The sequence below is a fragment of the Croceivirga sp. JEA036 genome, from assembly GCF_011882165.1.
Lineage (GTDB): Bacteria > Bacteroidota > Bacteroidia > Flavobacteriales > Flavobacteriaceae > Croceivirga.
The window spans coordinates 153,737-172,263 of sequence record NZ_JAATON010000002.1 but is presented as its reverse complement, the minus strand read 5'-3'; the positions used below and the strand labels follow the sequence as shown (position 1 = coordinate 172,263).

17 protein-coding genes are annotated in these 18,527 nt (G+C 36.8%); 5 read left to right on the top strand and 12 right to left on the bottom strand.

All coding sequences use genetic code 11. The annotated features are described in order from the left end of the window. Positions 1-23 precede the first annotated feature (23 nt). The 3 genes from HCO57_RS05600 to rpsO form a co-directional block, all read right to left on the bottom strand. A complete protein-coding gene (locus HCO57_RS05600) occupies positions 24-887 on the bottom strand; it encodes an RNA polymerase sigma factor RpoD/SigA (protein ID WP_136951765.1) in 864 nt (287 codons plus the stop codon). 163 nt (positions 888-1,050) lie between these two features. Continuing rightward, on the bottom strand, positions 1,051-3,267 hold the full coding sequence (locus HCO57_RS05595; protein ID WP_167988218.1) for a polyribonucleotide nucleotidyltransferase: 2,217 nt from the start codon (positions 3,265-3,267) through the stop codon (positions 1,051-1,053). Positions 3,268-3,452: 185 nt separating this feature from the next. Continuing rightward, positions 3,453-3,722 carry a 30S ribosomal protein S15 gene (gene rpsO / locus HCO57_RS05590; RefSeq protein WP_136951763.1) on the bottom strand — a complete coding sequence of 90 codons (270 nt, stop codon included), beginning with the start codon at positions 3,720-3,722 and terminating at the stop codon, positions 3,453-3,455. Between the two features lie 153 nt (positions 3,723-3,875). Between rpsO and HCO57_RS05585 the strand changes: the two genes are divergently transcribed. Then, the gene (locus HCO57_RS05585; protein WP_167988217.1) at positions 3,876-4,739 is read left to right on the top strand and encodes a hypothetical protein; all 864 of its coding nucleotides are present in this window, start codon (positions 3,876-3,878) and stop codon (positions 4,737-4,739) included. 22 nt (positions 4,740-4,761) lie between these two features. Here HCO57_RS05585 and accD read toward each other — a convergent pair whose 3' ends face one another. From accD to HCO57_RS05570, 3 genes are read right to left on the bottom strand one after another with little or no spacing between them, the layout of a single operon-like run. Next, positions 4,762-5,643, bottom strand: a complete 882-nt coding sequence (gene accD / locus HCO57_RS05580) for an acetyl-CoA carboxylase, carboxyltransferase subunit beta (protein ID WP_167988216.1) — start codon at positions 5,641-5,643, stop codon at positions 4,762-4,764. A 23-nt stretch (positions 5,644-5,666) separates the two neighbouring features. Next, entirely contained in the window at positions 5,667-6,734 is a 1,068-nt protein-coding gene (gene fbaA / locus HCO57_RS05575; RefSeq protein ID WP_136951760.1) for a class II fructose-bisphosphate aldolase, read from the bottom strand. A 51-nt stretch (positions 6,735-6,785) separates the two neighbouring features. Then, positions 6,786-9,386, bottom strand: a complete 2,601-nt coding sequence (locus HCO57_RS05570) for a BamA/TamA family outer membrane protein (protein WP_317171115.1) — start codon at positions 9,384-9,386, stop codon at positions 6,786-6,788. 16 nt (positions 9,387-9,402) lie between these two features. On the opposite strand from HCO57_RS05570, the gene HCO57_RS05565 reads away from it, so the two are divergent. Next, positions 9,403-10,125 carry a TrmH family RNA methyltransferase gene (locus tag HCO57_RS05565; protein WP_167988215.1) on the top strand — a complete coding sequence of 241 codons (723 nt, stop codon included), beginning with the start codon at positions 9,403-9,405 and terminating at the stop codon, positions 10,123-10,125. Between the two features lie 8 nt (positions 10,126-10,133). On the opposite strand, the gene HCO57_RS05560 is transcribed toward HCO57_RS05565, so the two are convergent. Both HCO57_RS05560 and ubiE read right to left on the bottom strand, forming a co-directional pair. Then, complete coding sequence (locus tag HCO57_RS05560; protein WP_136951758.1) at positions 10,134-10,832, bottom strand: porin family protein; 699 nt, start codon at positions 10,830-10,832, stop codon at positions 10,134-10,136. Positions 10,833-10,836: 4 nt separating this feature from the next. After that, complete coding sequence (ubiE, locus tag HCO57_RS05555) at positions 10,837-11,565, bottom strand: bifunctional demethylmenaquinone methyltransferase/2-methoxy-6-polyprenyl-1,4-benzoquinol methylase UbiE (RefSeq protein WP_136951757.1); 729 nt, start codon at positions 11,563-11,565, stop codon at positions 10,837-10,839. A 179-nt stretch (positions 11,566-11,744) separates the two neighbouring features. On the opposite strand from ubiE, the gene trkA reads away from it, so the two are divergent. Continuing rightward, positions 11,745-13,094 (top strand): Trk system potassium transporter TrkA, encoded by a 1,350-nt coding sequence (gene trkA, locus HCO57_RS05550; RefSeq protein WP_136951756.1) that lies wholly within the window; start codon positions 11,745-11,747, stop codon positions 13,092-13,094. A gap of 32 nt (positions 13,095-13,126) precedes the next feature. After that, positions 13,127-14,584 carry a TrkH family potassium uptake protein gene (locus tag HCO57_RS05545; RefSeq protein WP_240729841.1) on the top strand — a complete coding sequence of 486 codons (1,458 nt, stop codon included), beginning with the start codon at positions 13,127-13,129 and terminating at the stop codon, positions 14,582-14,584. Here HCO57_RS05545 and HCO57_RS05540 read toward each other — a convergent pair. Then, on the bottom strand, positions 14,581-15,768 hold the full coding sequence (locus HCO57_RS05540) for a pyridoxal phosphate-dependent aminotransferase (RefSeq protein ID WP_167988214.1): 1,188 nt from the start codon (positions 15,766-15,768) through the stop codon (positions 14,581-14,583). The two genes, HCO57_RS05545 and HCO57_RS05540, sit on opposite strands and share 4 nt — an antisense overlap. Before the next feature lie 15 nt (positions 15,769-15,783). Continuing rightward, the gene (locus HCO57_RS05535) at positions 15,784-16,884 is read right to left on the bottom strand and encodes a fatty acid desaturase family protein (protein WP_167988213.1); all 1,101 of its coding nucleotides are present in this window, start codon (positions 16,882-16,884) and stop codon (positions 15,784-15,786) included. Positions 16,885-17,005: 121 nt separating this feature from the next. Here HCO57_RS05535 and rsmG point away from each other — a divergent pair, with 121 nt between their 5' ends. Next, positions 17,006-17,638 carry a 16S rRNA (guanine(527)-N(7))-methyltransferase RsmG gene (rsmG, locus tag HCO57_RS05530; RefSeq protein ID WP_167988212.1) on the top strand — a complete coding sequence of 211 codons (633 nt, stop codon included), beginning with the start codon at positions 17,006-17,008 and terminating at the stop codon, positions 17,636-17,638. 42 nt (positions 17,639-17,680) lie between these two features. Here rsmG and HCO57_RS05525 read toward each other — a convergent pair whose 3' ends face one another. Then, positions 17,681-18,244, bottom strand: coding sequence for a DinB family protein (locus tag HCO57_RS05525; RefSeq protein ID WP_167988211.1), 564 nt, complete (start codon positions 18,242-18,244; stop codon positions 17,681-17,683). 85 nt (positions 18,245-18,329) lie between these two features. After that, on the bottom strand, positions 18,330-18,452 hold the full coding sequence (locus HCO57_RS16735) for a hypothetical protein (RefSeq protein ID WP_262887811.1): 123 nt from the start codon (positions 18,450-18,452) through the stop codon (positions 18,330-18,332). Between the last annotated feature and the right edge of the window lie 75 nt (positions 18,453-18,527).

The following is an 18,527-nucleotide window of genomic DNA, read 5'->3' as shown; positions in this document are numbered from 1 at the left end:
TAAACCGTAATTACGTTGGGGATTTAGCCCAAATATGTTTTTAATATTTTACTTCTAGAAGTATGCTTTAATCTTCGTATTGCTTTTTCCTTAATTTGTCTAACACGTTCGCGTGTTAAATCAAAGGTTTCTCCTATCTCTTCAAGCGTCATACTATGCTGACCAGCTAACCCAAAATACAAACGGATTACGTCTGCTTCTCTAGGAGTTAATGTTTCTAAAGCGCGCTCTATCTCCGTTCTAAGAGACTCATGTAATAAATCCTTATCTGGATTAGGGGATTCCCCACTTTTTAAAACATCGTATAAATTAGAATCCTCTCCATCGATAAGTGGAGCGTCCATAGAAACGTGTCTGCCAGAGTTTTTAAGGGATTGTTTTACATCTTCTACAGTCATATCTAATTCTTTTGCAATTTCTTCTGCAGAAGGTACACGTTCGTGAGCCTGCTCCAAGAAAGCAAAAGTTTTATTGATTTTATTGATGCTACCAATCTTATTTAATGGTAAACGTACAATACGAGACTGCTCTGCTAAAGCTTGTAAGATGGATTGGCGAATCCACCACACCGCATAAGAAATAAATTTAAATCCACGAGTTTCATCAAAACGTTGTGCAGCTTTAATAAGCCCTAAATTACCTTCATTAATTAAATCTGGTAATGTTAAACCTTGATTTTGGTATTGTTTAGCTACAGATACAACGAACCTTAGGTTGGCTTTGGTCAATTTCTCAAGTGCTACTTGGTCACCAGCTTTAATGCGCTGTGCCAATTCTACCTCTTCATCAGCAGTAATTAAATCTACTTTTCCTATCTCTTGTAAATACTTGTCTAAAGACGCGGTCTCCCTATTGGTAACCTGTTTTGTAATCTTTAACTGTCTCATCTAAAATTATCCCTTTCAATTTAAGTTTATGGGGCTTACCCATTTACTTATACGTAAAAAGATGAAAAAAGTTACATTTTGGTAAAATTAATTTGGAAAAAAAGTTGTAAATAAAAGCCCCGACTTATGGTCGGGGCTTGATTCTGTAAGGGTCGAAAACGTTTTAGTCTCTTCTTGGTTTTCTGTCCCTATTATCTCTATTATTATTTCTGCGGTCACCGCCTTTATCATTTCTTGGCGGTCTTTCTTTATATCCTTCAGGTTTTGGTAAAAGGGCTTTTCTAGACACTTTTTCCTTCCTAGTTCTTGGATCTACACCAAAATATTTAACATCAATAACATCTCCCATGTTAATTACATCAGTAACGTTATCGGTGCGTTCCCATGCTAATTCAGAAACATGTAACAAGACTTCGTTTCCTGGTGCATCTGTATATTCTACAACGGCACCAAAGTCTAGCATCTTAATTACTTTAACTTCATAAACACTACCAACTTCTGGCTTAAACATTACCGCATCAATTTTAGCAATAACAGCATCAATACCAGCTTGGTCTGTACCTAAGATTTCTACAATACCTTCTTCTGTAACTGGATCTTCATTAATTACAATAGTAGTATTGGTTTCTTTTTGTAATTCTTGGATAACTTTACCACCAGAACCAATAACAGCACCAATGTATTCTCCAGGAATAATTTTGGTAACAATTTTTGGAGCGTAAGATTTAACTTCTGTATTTGGAGTAGCAATGGTATCAGTTAGCTTGCTTAAAATATGCATTCTACCATCTTTGGCTTGCATTAACGCTTTTACCAAGATTTCATAAGATAATCCTTTTACTTTAATATCCATTTGGCAAGCCGTAATACCATCTTCTGTACCCGTTACTTTAAAGTCCATGTCTCCTAAGTGGTCTTCATCTCCTAAAATATCAGAAAGTACTGCAAATTTGCCATTTTCAGTATTGGTAATTAGTCCCATAGCAATACCGGAAACAGGCTTTTTAAGTTGTACACCAGCATCCATTAACGCCATAGTACCCGCACAAACGGTTGCCATAGATGAAGAACCGTTAGATTCTAAGATTTCTGATACTACACGTACTGTGTATGGGCAATCTGCAGGAATCATTTTCTTAAGAGCACGTTGTGCTAAGTTACCATGACCAACCTCTCTTCTAGATGTACCGCGTATAGGTCTTGCCTCCCCAGTAGAGAACGGAGGAAAGTTGTAGTGTAAATAGAACGTTTCTTCACCTTCAAAAGAAGGCATGTCTATTTGGTTTGCTTCTCTAGACGTACCCAAAGTAACCGTTGCAAGAGCTTGAGTTTCACCTCTTGTAAATACAGAAGAACCATGAACAGAAGGTAGATAATCAACCTCACACCAGATAGGTCTTATCTCGTCAGTTTTTCTACCATCTAAACGTAGGCCCTCTTCCAAGGTTAGATTACGTACAGCTTCTTTTTCTGCTTTGTGGTAGTATTTAGATACTAGGCCACCATAGGTTTCTAGCTCTTCTTCTGAAAAAGAGGCTTTTATTTCTTCTTTAATTTCAGAGAAAGCTTTACCTCTTTCTTTTTTAGAGGAACCTTGTTTAGCTACGGCATAAACTTTATCATAAGCCATGTCGTATATTTTTTGTGCTAATTCTTCGTCAGCTGCTTCTGGCTCATATTCACGAGTCTCTTTTTTACCAAAAGCTTCAGCTAATCTGCGTTGTGCTTCGCACTGTACTTTAATAGCTTCATGCGCAAATTTGATGGCTTCTACCATTTCTTCTTCAGAAATTTCATCCATCTCACCTTCTACCATCATCACAGAATCTTCAGAGGCGCCTATTACCATGTCAATATCAGACTCTGCTAATTGCGCAAGGGTAGGATTGATGATAAAATTACCGTCAATGCGGCCTACGCGTACTTCAGAAATAGCACATTCAAAAGGAATGTCACTTAATTGTAATGCTGCAGATGCTGCTAAACCAGCCATTGCATCTGGCATAACTTCTGGGTCATGAGACATTAACTGAATCATAACTTGGGTTTCCGCGTGATAATCTTTTGGAAATAACGGACGCAAAACACGGTCTACCAAGCGCATAGTTAAAACTTCACCATCACTTGGTCTTGCTTCTCTTTTAAAGAATCCGCCAGGATAACGCCCAGCAGCGGCAAATTTTTCTCTGTAGTCTACAGTTAAAGGCAAAAAGTCTACATCTGCCTGGTCATAGTTAGATACTACAGTACACAATAGCATACATTTACCAGATTGTACTACAACAGAACCATGTGCCTGTTTAGCCAATTTACCGGTTTCAATAGAGATTTCTCTACCGTCTCCAAGGTCTATGACCTCTTTAAATGTTTTTGGAATCATAAATAAATTACGTGTAACCCTAATAATATAAGAGGGTTTGTTACTAATTGGTCTACCGTCTTCCGGACGGTCGGGTTGTGTTGTTGTGTGTAAGTGACCAATGAAAAACTGTGTGCAGCTTTTTGTGCTTGTCTATAAAAGACGATGTAAAAATAAGGGGAAGCAATGCTTCCCCCAAAAAAAAATTATTTTCTAATACCTAATTCCTTAATTAAGGTACGGTACTTAGTAATATCTTTTTTCTTTAAGTAATCTAAAAGACTACGTCTTTTACCTACTAGTTTAACCAAAGAACGCTCAGTATTGAAGTCCTTGTGGTTTCTTTTTAAGTGTTCAGTAAGGTGATTGATTCTGTAAGTGAACAATGCAATTTGTCCTTCTGTAGAACCGGTGTTCCCTTCTGAACCCCCGTGTTTCTTGAAAATTTCGGCTTTAGCCTCTTTGCTTAAATACATGCCAATATTTGTTTAAATGATTTTTATGTACCTGACTGTCTTTCAATCAGGCTGCAAAGATACTTCTTTTTTTAATTCTAAGAATTTTAAACATTAATTAAACCTTTTAATAATCCTAAGGTCTAAATAGCAAACGTTAATAAACTCTTAATTATGAAAAAGACGAAACGAGTAATAAAGCGAAAGATGTGGGCCATAGCTCTTGGGGTACTAATCACTAGCTGTTCCAATGATAGCGATGCAACAGAAGAAGCATCTAGTAGTGATTTAATCAGTGTTGCAGAATTGAACTATAGTGATGAATCTGAGCAAATTTCTGAAGAGCTTTCCGAAATGGCAGAGGAGATATATAGTATAGAAGAACTACAGCAAAATGCAAAAGGAGACTACAATAGCGATTATTTGCCAGAATGCCTAGTGATTTCTAAAGTGTTAGAGGAAAATATGGTTACTAAAACCTTGGATTTTGGAGATGGGTGTGAATTGCGCAATGGAAATACCGTCAGTGGTAAAGTAGTGTTGCGTTATCAAAAAGATATAGTTGCTAACCAAAAAACTATAACATTGTCTTTAGAGGATTATACCTTTAATGCGGTGGTAATTACCGGGGGAGCCACTATTGTTAGAACCCGAAGTAATGCAAATGGAAATCCACAAAGTGTAGTTAACTCGGCCTATGAGGGAACATGGCCTGGAGGTTTGACCTCTAGCTTTGAAGGAAATAGAACTCGTGAATGGGTAGAAGGTTATGGTTCTGGTACTTGGCAAGATAATGTCTTTTTAGTTACAGGTAGTACTATTTACACGAATAGATTAGGTGTTATTTGGACTAAGGAAGTGGTTACAGCCTTACGTAGAGAAATGGCATGCCGTTTTATTGTGAGTGGTGCTTTAGCTATAACTAGAAATGATGCAACTGCTACCTTGGACTTTGGAGGAGGTGAATGTGATAATAAAGGTGAACTGACTTGGCCTAATGGTGAAGTGACCGAAGTGAATTTGAGAAGATTTAGATAAGATAGGGTAAAATAAGAGCCTGTTAATGAACAGGCTCTTCTTCTAATTTTCTTAAAGGTTGATTCGTAATTAAATCAATGTACAAATTAACTTTTTTCTTTAAATCTCTTCTGTGTACTATAAAGTCTAAGAAACCATGCTCTTTTACAAATTCAGCCGTTTGGAAACCTTCTGGTAATTCCTTACCGGTAGTGTCTTTTACAATACGCGGACCTGCAAAGCCAATCAGCGCACCAGGTTCAGAGATGTTAATGTCTCCTAGCATAGCGTAAGAAGCTGTGGTACCACCTGTAGTTGGGTCTGTGCACAAAGATATGTAAGGAATACCGGCATCTGCTAACTGAGCAAGTTTTGCAGATGTTTTGGCCATTTGCATTAAGGAATGCGCAGCTTCCATCATACGAGCCCCTCCAGATTTACTTATCATTAAAAATGGAAGTTTCTTTTTTCTGGCATAATCTACGGCGCGTGCAATTTTTTCTCCCACTACAGCACCCATGGACCCGCCAATAAAGCTAAAATCCATGCAAGCTACTACCAAATCGTTACCCATAGATTTACCTACTGCGGTACGTACAGCATCATTTAAACCAGTCTTTTCTTTGGCTGCTTTAAGTCTGTCTGTGTATTTTTTGGTATCCTCAAACTTTAGAGGGTCCTTGGCAGTTAATTTTTCATCCAGTTCTTTAAACTTGTTGTCATCAAAAAGGATTTCAAAATATTCTTTGCTGCCAATTCTTACGTGATAATCATCTTCTGGACTCACGTAAAAATTCTTTGCCAATTCTTCAGATTCAACAATCTTACCAGTTGGAGATTTATACCAGAGACCTTTTGGAGTATCTTTTTTCTCCTCCGTTTTTGTCTGTATTCCCTTTTCTTTTCTCTTGAACCAAGCTGTCATATTCCGGGGGAATTAATTAAAAATTATAGTGTATTAACGTTATTTAAATCTTCAAACGCTTTTTTAAGGCGGTCCGCAAACGCTTTTTCACCTTCTCTTAACCAAACTCGTGGGTCATAGAATTTTTTATTAGGAACATCGTCCCCTTCTGGATTCCCTATTTGTGCTTGTAAATAATCTTTTTTACCCTGCACATAATCACGAACGCCACTTAAAAATGCATACTGTAAATCAGTATCAATATTCATTTTGATAACACCGTAACCAATAGCTTCTCTAATTTCTTCTACTGTAGAACCAGACCCACCGTGAAATACAAAATCAATACTATTCTCTTCTACACCATATTTTTCTGATACGTGTTTTTGAGAGTTTAATAAGATTTTTGGTGTCAACTTAACGTTACCGGGCTTATATACGCCGTGCACATTTCCAAAAGCTGCAGCAATAGTGAATTTAGGACTTATCTTAGAAAGCTCTTCATAAGCATAAGCTACTTCTTCTGGTTGCGTGTATAACTTAGAGCTGTCAACATCTGTATTGTCTACACCATCTTCTTCACCACCAGTAACTCCCAATTCAATCTCTAAAGTCATGCCCATTTTAGCCATGCGCTCTAGGTACTGCTTACAAATTTCTATGTTTTCTTCTATTGGCTCCTCAGACAGGTCAATCATATGAGAGCTGAACAAAGGTTTTCCGGTAGCTTTAAAATGCTCTTCAGAAGCATCTAAAAGACCATCTATCCAAGGTAATAGTTTTTTTGCACAGTGGTCTGTGTGTAGTATAACCGTTGCACCATAAGCTTCTGCCATTTGGTGTACATGCTTAGCACCGGCAACAGCACCTAAGATAGCTGCTTTTTGGTTTTCATTAGAAAGACCTTTACCTGCATTAAATTGTGCGCCGCCATTAGAAAATTGGATAATTACTGGGGCATTTAATTCTGCCGCAGTTTCCATAACGCCGTTCATGGTGTTAGAACCTATAACGTTTACTGCTGGTAAGGCAAAACCTTTTTCTTTTGCGTAGTTAAAAATCTCTTGTACTTGATCGCCAGTTGCAACTCCGGGTTTAATGTTATGTGCCATTTTTTGTTGGTTTCTTTTTATCAAGTGGTAAAAGTAATAAATTATTTAGGCTTAGAAAGGATAATTGATACCGATGTTCCAAACCGCTTCTCCTAGGTTAAAATCTGTAAACCAGCGGTCCCCTATTTCTAAAGCGGGGTTGTATGTTTTTAAGCCTAAATCTAATCTGATTACAAAATAAGACAGGTCATAACGTAAACCAAAACCACTGCCAATAGCTAAATCTCTCAAAGATTTTATTCCAGTAAATTGAGCATTTGGGTCCTCTACATTGTCAAATACATTCCAAATATTCCCTACATCTGTAAAAAGTGCGCCATTTACGTCTCCAAAAATAGGAAAACGGTATTCTGCGTTTAAGGCAATTTTAAAATTAGCTTCGTTAAAATCGTTTACTTGATCCGTACGTCCAGGCCCTAAAGAGTAGACACGCCAAGCTCTATTATCATTAGAGCCTCCTCCAAAATAACTGCGCACAAATGGTATATTGTCTGCATTACCGTAAGGTACGGCTAAACCAACAAAACTTCGCATTGCAATTATATTTTTTGGAGCCAGTTCCCAGTGTTTTATAAAATCTAACTCTCCTTTAAGGTATTGAGAATAAGGTACTCCAAATACTAGACCTTCGCCACTTTCACTCTGTTCAAAAGGAATAATATTTTCAGTTAGAGAAAGTAGATTGCCAGCACTTTCTACCTTTGCTCTAAATTGATAAAATTCATTATCTGTTAAATCTGCACGGTTGTTTTGCGTATAGGTGTAAGCAGTGGTAAATATTAGGTTGTTGCTAGTGAGTCTATTTTTTCTTTCTTCTATACTGCGCACGGTTTGTAAGTCCTCTGTACTTATAGTAAATCCTGGACTCGTAACTATATCTATAAAACCATCTGTACCTTGCGGAATGCTTAATTGCAAATTGTCCGCTGCGTTATCATTTTCTCTAAACAACTTTGCTAGTTCTGGATATTCTTCTGCATCTTGATATTGGTCCGCAACGGCGTCCAGATTATCATAGGTAGTATTGTATACATTAAAAAAATCATTGATATCTGTATTGTCTACAAACTCTATATTGAGTAACTCTAGATTATGCTTTTTTAAAGTGGTTGGGGACCAAGAGTATTCCAAAACTGAGTTTAAAGATTGGCGATCTAAACCAATGTTATTTTGAAAGTTAGTACCGATAGATAAGCGCGTTTGAGGTAGCATGTAATAGGGTATCCACTTTTCCGTGTTAAATGGTAACCAAATTCTTGGGAAAGTAAGATTAATGTCTCCTCCTAATTCAGAACTAATACTCTCATTGGCTATTTCACTATCTAAAAATCCTATGGCACCACGACCAGAAACACTTAAGGTTTCTGCGCCACCAAATACATTGCGGGTAATGACTGAGCCTCCAAAACCTATACCTAATTGCTGAATATTAGAACGCGTAAGTTCAAAAGAAGCATCTAAAGAATATTTGGGCCTAGCGGCAAGGTAAACATCTGCTACTAACAAGCCTTCTTGACTACCTTGGTTAAGGTCTATATTTGGATATTTAAAAGTATTGAGGTTCGTTACCTGTCTATTGGTGCGGATATAATCTAAATCTCTGTATACACTATCTTTCTCAAAAAAAATAGCGTTTGTTAAGGCTTCTGGGCTGTATCTAAGTTTGTCTTTAAAGTAAATAGTGTAATTCTCGTGTTGTATAGTATCCATCTCTGCAATGTTGCTATCAAAACGGTAATCTGCGTAAATGTTTATTTTTTCAAAACGATTTACACGATAGGGAATCGCAGTGGTGCTATCATTGGCAGATCTAGGATTCTCAACATTTAAAACAATGTCCATATTTTGGTCATCGTTAGCTTGTACAGTGTCTCTAACAATATCAAAATTTATGGAGCTTTCTTGAAAGTTATATACGCCAGAATTTCTGTATAGTGTAGTTAAACGTTCTCTTTCGCTATTAAAATTATCCAAATCAAATTGCTGCCCTTCTTTAACAGTAGTGCTTTCCAAATGTTTTAGGTATATGGAATCTAACTCTTTTGCAGCTATAATATGGGTAAGGCTATCTACAAAATAAGGTTTGTTACGGGTTACATTGTAGGTAATCATTGCCCTCTTTTTACGTTTGGCAGGGGTAATCGTATAGTTTGCTTTACTATTAAAATAGCCTTTACTGGTATAGTAGCCTTCTAGGCGCTCTACAGATTTATTAGTCTTGGCGGTATCAATTATCACGGGTGGTTCACCAGCATTCTTTAGAAATTCATTAAACCCTTTTATCACAAAAGATTCTCCTAAACGCTCCACTTGTTTTGCAGATAATATTTTAGTAAGCCGTTCACGGCGTTTAGGTTTTTTATCTAACCATGCTTGATAGGTAGAATCCGTATTTTCTTTGGCTAAATTATAAAGGTTTAACCTTAGGTTGTAACCCAAGATGTTAGTGTTTGGTTTTTGTGATATTAAATTTTGAATGATAGCTCTCTTTTCTGGCAGGCTATCTATTAAAATTTTATTTTCTGTAAGTAGATATTGGTCATCACCAACCTTCTTTACCGTATTACAGGATGCAAGGATCATTACTACCAATAATAAAACTATTTTTGCCTTGTTGTTTCTGTACACGGACATCTCAGTTAAAGTATCCAAAATTACGTGATTTACCATGGTTAGCAAAAAGTGGTTAAAAGTTGTTAAGCGTTTACATCAAAAAAAATACCGAAATGAAGAATCTTTGTTTTTTGTTGAAGGTATAAAGACGGTAAAAGAATTGTTGGCAACCCAATTGCCACTAGAGAAGCTTTTGGTGACGCAAGAACATAGAGATGCTTTTAACACCTATGAATTTGATATCATTTCTAAGGAAGATTTAGCAAAAATAAGTGCATTGCGCACACCACCGGGCGTCTTAGCGGTATTTCAGATGCCTTTTAAAACTGAGGTAGAAGAGAAAGGGTGGATAGTTGCTTTAGACGATGTGCGTGACCCAGGAAACTTGGGTACCATTATAAGACTTTGTGATTGGTTTGGAGTGACACAGTTGGTATGCTCGCAGGCTACCGTAGATTGTTATAATCCTAAAGTGTTACAGGCAACAATGGGTTCCATTGCTCGGATAGCGATAACGTATTTAGATTTGCCTAATTTTTTGTCTCAAACCAAAGCCACGGTTTATGGCGCATTTATGAAAGGGGATGTGGTCTATCAAAAAGAATTACCTGCTAGTGGAATCCTTGTGATGGGTAATGAAGCTAACGGTGTTTCTGAATCGGTAGCAAAACATATTACTCAAAAAATAAGCATTCCACAGTTTGGAAAAGCCACGGCAGAAAGCCTAAATGTAGCAACTGCTACAGCTATCCTTTTAAATGAAATTAGGCGAGGATAACGGCTTGGTTATTCAAACGTGAAATTGATGAAAATACCACGAGTTTTGATAGATTCGATATTACCTGTCCATGGACTATTAGGGTCATCATCCGGAACTAGTTCATCTGTTAGTGCAAAAACACCTCGGATTGAAGGGGTAAATTTGAAAAACTGGGTGTAAAAATCGATTCCGAAACCAAGTTCGTAACCATACACGTTTTTCTTCATTCTAAATTCACCTGCACGGTTGTCATCTAAGCTATCTTCTTTGGCGCCTAGATTAATTGCAGCATAACCACCTGCTACCAAAAATGGTTTAATGTTGTTGTATCTTTTTGTGGATAATTTTACCAATAGCGGAAATCTAATATACGTAGAGCGTACTTCTCTAATAGCATCTTGCTGGGTAGTAAAACCAGGAAAGCCCAAATCTCGTTGTGCATATAGCAAGCCAGGTTCAAAACGTAAATCTACAAACTCATTTACTCGCATTTCACCTATAAGTCCAACGTTAAAACCTATTAATTTGTTCACCAACACATCTTGCCCAATATCATTTTTGTATTCAAACTTAAAATCATATTGATTAAAGCCTAGATAGTATCCATAATTTAAAAAGGATTTATCTTCACTCTGCAAGTTTAAGATAGGGTCTTTTGCAAATAGCTGCGCTTGTCCGTGCAGGCTGCATAGAGCAAGGCTTATAAAAAACAATAGCTTTTTCATCTAGTTATTTTGAGGCTACGTATATAGTTGCCACCCCTAATGTTTGGGGTTTGTTCTCTACACCTATAAACCCAATTTTTCTTAAAATATTGTTGAACGCTTCTCCAAAAGGAAATGCGGCTGCAGATTCTGATAGGTAGGAATACGCAACACGGTCCTTAGAAAACAGTTTGCCAATAGTAGGTAAAAAATATTTAGTATAAACTTTGTAACCCTGTTTAAAAGGAAATTTAGTAGGGACAGAGGTTTCTAATACCACAAAACTACCGCCTGGTTTAAGCACACGCAAAATTTCTTTCAATCCTTTTTCTAAATTTTCAAAATTACGAACGCCAAAAGCGACTGTTATTGCGTCAAAAGAATCATCTTTAAAGGGTAATGCTTCGCTATCACCCAACACCATCTCTATGGTATTATCTAGGTTTTTCTGTTTTATTTTTTGTTTTCCAACAGATAACATACCTGGAGAAATATCTAAACCAATAACCTTGGTTGCTCCTGTCTTAGTTAAGTTTATGGCTAGATCTCCCGTACCAGTAGCGATGTCTAAAACAGTATTAGGTTGTTTTTGAGCTACAATAGCCACCACTTTTTTTCGCCATTTAACATCTATACCAAGAGAAATTACACGGTTTAATCCGTCGTAATTATCAGAAATGGTATCAAACATCTGGGTAACTTGGGCTTTCTTGCCTAGTTCACTATCCTTATATGGATTCACATTTTGCGCCATCCTACAATTTTAGGCGCAAAGATACAATAACGAGTTAGAGGTTAGAGTTAAGTATTTAGCAAAATAATTACGTACTTTTGCTGCCGATATTTAATTAAACCCTTGGGATAAAATGGTTTGTAACCAACCCAAAACATTCTTTCCAAGAAAACGTGATACATTTAATTGTTTGATAGGTAATGAAAATAATCATTGCAGGTGCAGGTGAGGTAGGTTTTCATTTGGCAAAGTTATTGTCTTATGAATCTCAAGAAATCACATTAATAGATTCTGATAAAGAAAGTTTAAGTTATGCGGATACCCACTTAGATATTCGTGTAGTCAGGGGAGATGCTACTTCTGTGGAAGTATTGCAAGATGCTAATGTAGAGGCATCTGACCTTGTAATTGGGGTCACCTCTTCTGAGACTACCAACATTACGTTATGTATGTTGGCTAAGCAATTAGGAAGTAAAAAAACTATTGCGCGTATCTCTAATACGGAGTTTATTTACAATAAAGATTTATTAAGGTTTGAAGAGTTAGGGATAGATGAATTGATTTCTCCAGAACAGTTGGCGGCTTCAGAAATTCAGTTACTACTCAATAAATCTGCTTTTAGCGATACATACGAGTTTGAAAAGGGACTGCTAACTATGGTGGGCGTATTTTTGCCAAAATCAGCACCCTTTGTGGGTAAATCCGTTAAAGAAGCAGCTCGGGTTTTTCCGGAACTTCACTTTATGCCCATTGCATTGCAGCGCATGGGAACGCAGTACACTCTAATACCACGTGGTGATACGGTGTTTAAGGAAGGCGACCAAGTATATTTTGTTACGTGCCAGAATGGAGTAGAAGAACTCTTAAAGCTGACAGGCATGCAAAAGCGAGAAATAAAAAACGTTATGATTCTTGGTGGCAGTAAAGTTGGATTTAAAACGGCGAGAGACCTGTGTACCAAGAAATTTAATGTAAAGCTGTTTGAGAAAAACAAAGAAAAGGCTATGGATTTGGCAGAGGTTTTGCCTAATGCTTTAGTTATTAATGGCGATGGCAGAAACGTAGAACTGTTAGAGGAAGAGAGTTTAGAATCTATGGATGCTTTTGTGTCTGTAACTGGGAACTCGGAGACTAATATAATGTCTTGTTTGGTAGCAAAATCCAAGGGAATTAAAAAGACAATTGCTTTGGTAGAAAACATGGATTACTTTCAGTTATCTCAATCAATCGGTATAGATACATTAATTAATAAAAAGCTATTAGCTGCCAACAATATTTTCCGATACATTCGCCGGGGAGAGGTGCTGGCGCTTACACGTTTAAATAATTTAAACGCAGAGTTATTAGAATTTGAAGTAAAACCAACATCGTCCGTAAATGGAGAAGTAATAAAAGAATTGAATTTTCCTAGAGAGGCCATTATTGGTGGCGTTATAAGAAACGGAGAAGGAATTATTGCTTTGGGTGATTTTAAAATTACTACAGGAGATAAGGTGGTAGTGTGTGCATTGCCAAAGGCTATTGCTAAAATTGAAAAGCTCTTTTTATAATGCAGCTTAATTTTAGAATTATACTACATATCATGGGGCTGTTACTACTTTGTAACGGTTCTTTTATGATGTTGGCCGGTATTGTAAGTGCTGTTTATAAAGATGGAGCTACCATAGAACTGCTTTCTGCTGCTATTGTTACCATGTTGGTGGGTATCATGGCTATGTTTTATACGCGTGGTCACCGTAAAGAGGTTAAGAAAAAAGAAGGATATATTATTGTAACTTTTGGTTGGTTGGTCATGTCTATATCTGGGATGTTACCTTATGTATTCTCAGGGGCAATACCTTCTTTAGTAGATGCGTTTTTTGAAACCATCTCTGGATACACCACAACAGGCTCCTCCATTCTAAATGATATCGAGATTTTACCAGAAGGTATTCTATTTTGGCGGAGTTTAACCCACTGGATAGGGGGTATGGGTATTATTGTTTTAGCTATTGCGATTTTACCTTTATTAGGGATTGGAGGTATGCAGTTATTTACAGCAGAAGCTCCTGGACCTGGGGGAGACAAACTGCACCCAAGAATTACAGACACCGCTAAAAGGCTTTGGTTAATTTATGTAGGGTATACAATTTTAGAAACCCTCTTGCTCTGGATAGCAGGGATGACTTTTTTTGATGCCATAAATCATGCTTTAGCTACCTTGTCCACGGGTGGCTTCTCAACAAAAAATGCAAGTGTTGCTTTTTATAATGATAGTCCTATAATACAGTACATCCTTATCTTATTTATGTTCTTAGCGGGTACCAATTTTGTGATGAGCTATTTTGCGTTTACAGGTAAGGTGCAGCGTATTTTAAAAGACGAAGAATTTAAAGTGTATACCATTTTCACGGTATGTTTTACATTAATTTCTGGATTTATTGTTTGGTTGCAGGCCAACGTTCCTGTCTCTGATTATCATCCGCAAGTATGGGGAGAGGCAGAAAGCGCTTTTAGACATTCTTTATTTCAGGTAGTTGCTATTATTACAACTACAGGCTTTGTTACCGCAGATTTTACCAATTGGACACCGTTTTTAACCGTTTTCTTTTTTGGGTTGATGTTTTTAGGTGGCTGTGCAGGTTCTACTTCTGGAGGAATTAAAGTGATGCGTCACCTATTAATTATCAAAAATGGCTTGTTAGAATTTAAACGAACCTTACATACTAATGCCATAATTCCGGTTAGATTCAACAACAAATCTGTGAATGAGCATATTGTGTACAACATTATAGGTTTTTTTGTGCTATATATGTTGCTATTTATAATTGGTGCTTTGGTGTTGAGTTATCTAGGATTAGATTTTGAATCTGCCATTGGTGGTTCTGCATCTTCTTTGGGTAACGTTGGTCCAGCACTGGGCGATTTAAACCCAGTGGTGAACTTTAGTACGTTACCAGCATTAGGAAAACTATGGTGTTGTTTTCTAATGCTGTTAGGAAGGTTAGAGTTGTTTACCGTCCTTATTTTGTTTGTACCTTACTTCTGGAAAAAAGTTTAAAGTACTGCTTTTATTCTGTTGATTGCTTCTTTTATTTCTTCTTCGCTAGCTGCGTAAGAAATTCGGATTCCGTTAGGGTTCCCAAAGGCATCACCAGTAACCGTAGCTACATTGGCATGCTCTAATAGGTACATGGCAAAATCAGATGCATTATTAATAGTTGTGCCGTTTAACTCCTTTCCAAAGTAAGAAGAGATGTTTGGAAAAACATAAAATGCTCCATCTGGCTCGTTGCATTCAAAACCTGGAATGGCGTTAAGTAAATCTAAGATTAGCTTTCTTCTATTTTTAAACTCATCTACCATATAGTTGATGCGTTCTGGGCTTTCTACTAAAGCAGTAATAACTGCACGTTGAGCTATACAATTAGCGCCACTTGTTACCTGTCCTTGTAATTTATTACAAGCTCTAGCTATATATGTTGGAGCGCCAATATATCCAATTCTCCAACCTGTCATTGCAAAGGCTTTTGCTACCCCGTTAACGGTTACGGTACGGTCATACATATCCTCAAACGCAGCCATAGAAGCGTGTGCAGTAACACCGTAATTAATGTGCTCATAAATTTCATCACTAACTACAATAATCTGAGGATGTTTTTTTAGCACATCTGCCAACGCACGTAACTCCGCTTTACTGTAAATAGATCCACTAGGATTACATGGAGAACTATACCACATCATTTTAGTTCTAGGAGTGATAGCCGCCTCTAGTTGCTCCGGAGTCATTTTAAAATTATTCTCTATGCTCGTTGGTACTTCTACTGGAACGCCATCCGCTAATTTTACAATATCACTATAACTAACCCAATAAGGACATGGTAAAATCACCTCGTCACCTTTATTAATAACTGCTTGTGCTACATTGTATAAGGCTTGTTTAGCTCCTGTAGAAACTACAATCTGACTTTTATCGTAAGTAAGGCCATTGTCTCTTTTAAATTTGGTGATAATAGCCTCTTTAAGCTCAACATATCCGTCTACTGGAGTGTAAGAATTGTAATCTTGGTCTATAGCCTGCTTTGCAGCTTCTTTAATATAGTCTGGAGTATTAAAATCTGGTTCTCCTAAACTTAGACCTATAACATCTTTGCCTGCAGCGCGCAATTCTCTGGCTTTTGCCGCCATTTCTAAAGTTGCAGATGGTACTAAACTGTTAATTCTGTCAGATAGTTGATTGCTCATGAAAATTTATGTTTACTAGTATTGTAATGTAGGCTCCTTGCCTAATTCCTTTAAATGTTTAAAGTGCGAAATTATAGCTTTTCTTGTGGTTTGATATTCATTATACGGTAAATTGAATTCCGCTGCTGTCTGTTTCACAATTTTGGCAATATTTGTGTAATGAATATGGCTAATGTGTGGAAAAATATGATGTTCTACTTGGTGATTTAAGCCTCCTGTAAACCAATTTATAATTCTGTTTTTTGTGCCAAAATTAACCGTAGTGAATAATTGGTGAATAGCCCAAGTGTTTTTCATGCTGCCAGTTTCATCTGGTAGTGGTGTCTCTGCACTTTCTATAATGTGGGCTAGCTGAAATACGACACTTAAAATTAGACCTGCTGTATAGTGCATAATAAAGAATCCTATAAATACATGCCACCAAGGAATATCAAAAAATAAAAGTGGAACTAAAATCCAGATAACAAAGTACAATGCTTTGGTTATGGCCAAGGTGCTCCAGTTCATCACTGGGTTTGGTAATTTTCCGTAAGACAATTTGCGCTTTGTATATCGATACATTTGCTTAAAATCTGTAGTAATTGCCCAGTTAAAGGTGAGTAATCCATACAAGAATATGGAATACCAATGTTGAAACTTATGGTGTTTTTTCCATTCTGCATGTTTAGAAAAACGCAAAATTCTACCCGCTTCCATATCCTCATCATGCTCGTGTATATTGGTATAGGTGTGGTGTAATACATTATGTTGCACTTGCCAATTGTAAACATTGCCCGCCAATAAATACATGCTGCTGCCCATAATCTTATTGACCCATTTTTTTTGGCTATAAGACCCGTGATTAGCATCGTGCATTACGTTCATGCCCACACCTGCCATACCAACACCCATAAGTATGGTCAATAAAAATTGAGCCCAAGTGGGGAGGTCTAGGGAAAGCATTAAAAAATATGGGGTTAAGAAAATGCCGAACATTACAAAAGTCTTTACATGTAATTGCCAGTTTCCTGTTTTCTTTAGTTTGTGTTCTTTAAAATATTGATTTACTCGTTTATTTAATGTTCTGAAAAAGTTTGTAGAATCTTTTCTTGAGAACCGAATTGTCTCTTGCTGCATGGTAATCACTAAAATATATTATCCTAACAAAGGTAAGCAAATCAATTTCTTGTAAGATTGTATTTTAGGTCAGATTAACGCTTTATAAAGTAGTACTTTTGCAGAAAGTGTTAAAAATAATATGCAAGTAGATATCATTTTTAAATATTTTCCCAGCCTCACAGAAGCGCAACAGTCCCAGTTTGCTGCTTTAGAAGAACTGTATAAAGATTGGAATCAAAAAATAAATGTGGTTTCTAGAAAAGATATAGACGAGCTGTATTTAAGGCATGTTTTGCATAGTCTTGGTATTGCTAAAGTGCATCAATTTATGCCTGGTGCTGAGGTCTTAGATGTTGGTACTGGAGGGGGATTTCCTGGTGTGCCTTTAGCCATTTTGTTTCCTGAGGTACAATTCACGTTAGTGGATGCTATCGGTAAGAAAATAAAAGTGGTACAAGAGGTGATAGATGGGTTGAAGTTAAAGAACATTACGGCTCACCATACTCGAGTAGAGGATTTGCCAGGACAATTCGATTTTATCGTCAGTCGTGCAGTTGCAGCTATGCCTACTTTTGTGCATTGGACTAAAGGGAAAATAAAAAAAGATTCTGTACACGAGAGAAGAAATGGTATCTTATATCTTAAAGGAGGTGATTTGACTGAAGAGTTGCAAGATTATAAAACGGTGCAGTTGTTTGATTTGGTAGACTTTTTTGAAGAGCCTTTTTTTGAAACTAAAAAAGTGGTGTATTTACCACAGAAGTATAAATAAAAAAATCCCCTTCAAGAAGAGAAGGGGATTTTGGTTTTTATTTTACTGTAAACTCCAAGGTGGAGTTACCCCATTACTACGTGCATAAGCAATAAGCTGACCTTTGTGTTCTCCTGCATGTTCTAAAATGACCAAAAGACCTGCAAGTCTATTGAACTTGGCAAACCCAAAGTCCACTTCTTCCGCTAAAGTTTGGGTAGGTTCTTTAGAGATTACATCTGCTATAAAGTCGTTAGATGCTTTTAAAGCTGCCAATACGTTTTCTTTGCCGGTAATTTTTTGTTCCATAGTCATGAAATCTACATTTTCTGGAGCTGGGTGTCCTAATTTAGAAGCTAGAAAATAGTTGGCAACAGCTATGTGTAATATAGATTCTCTTACGGAACGAACCCCTTCTGATGGTCGCCAATCGTATTGTTTTTCATCAAAAGCATTGGCAAGTTGTGTTACTTGTTCTTGAACACGGAGCACCATACCTTTAATGGTTTCTTGACTAAGATTGTTTTGATTTTTGATGAGCGTTGGCTGATTGCTAACGTCTTGCGGTGTTTGTGCTATACCTACGTATACAGTAAGGCATAGGGCTAGTAGTACTAATTTTTTCATTGTAGTGAGACTTAAATTAACTGACATTCAGATACTAAAGGTAGTTAATTTAAGTCCACACTAGGTTAACCGTTTTTTACTAAACTTAATGAAACGTACAATAGTTGTAAAAAGAACGGTATTTCTTAGCATAGTTCTGGCCATAAGACCAAAGGTCTGCAAAGAAAATTCTGATTTTAGCCTTATATCGCATTAATTCATTCCTCATACTATCAGATTTAGCTTACAAATATCTTAAAATTTACATTATAAATACAAATAATTAACGTTAAATTTACATTGA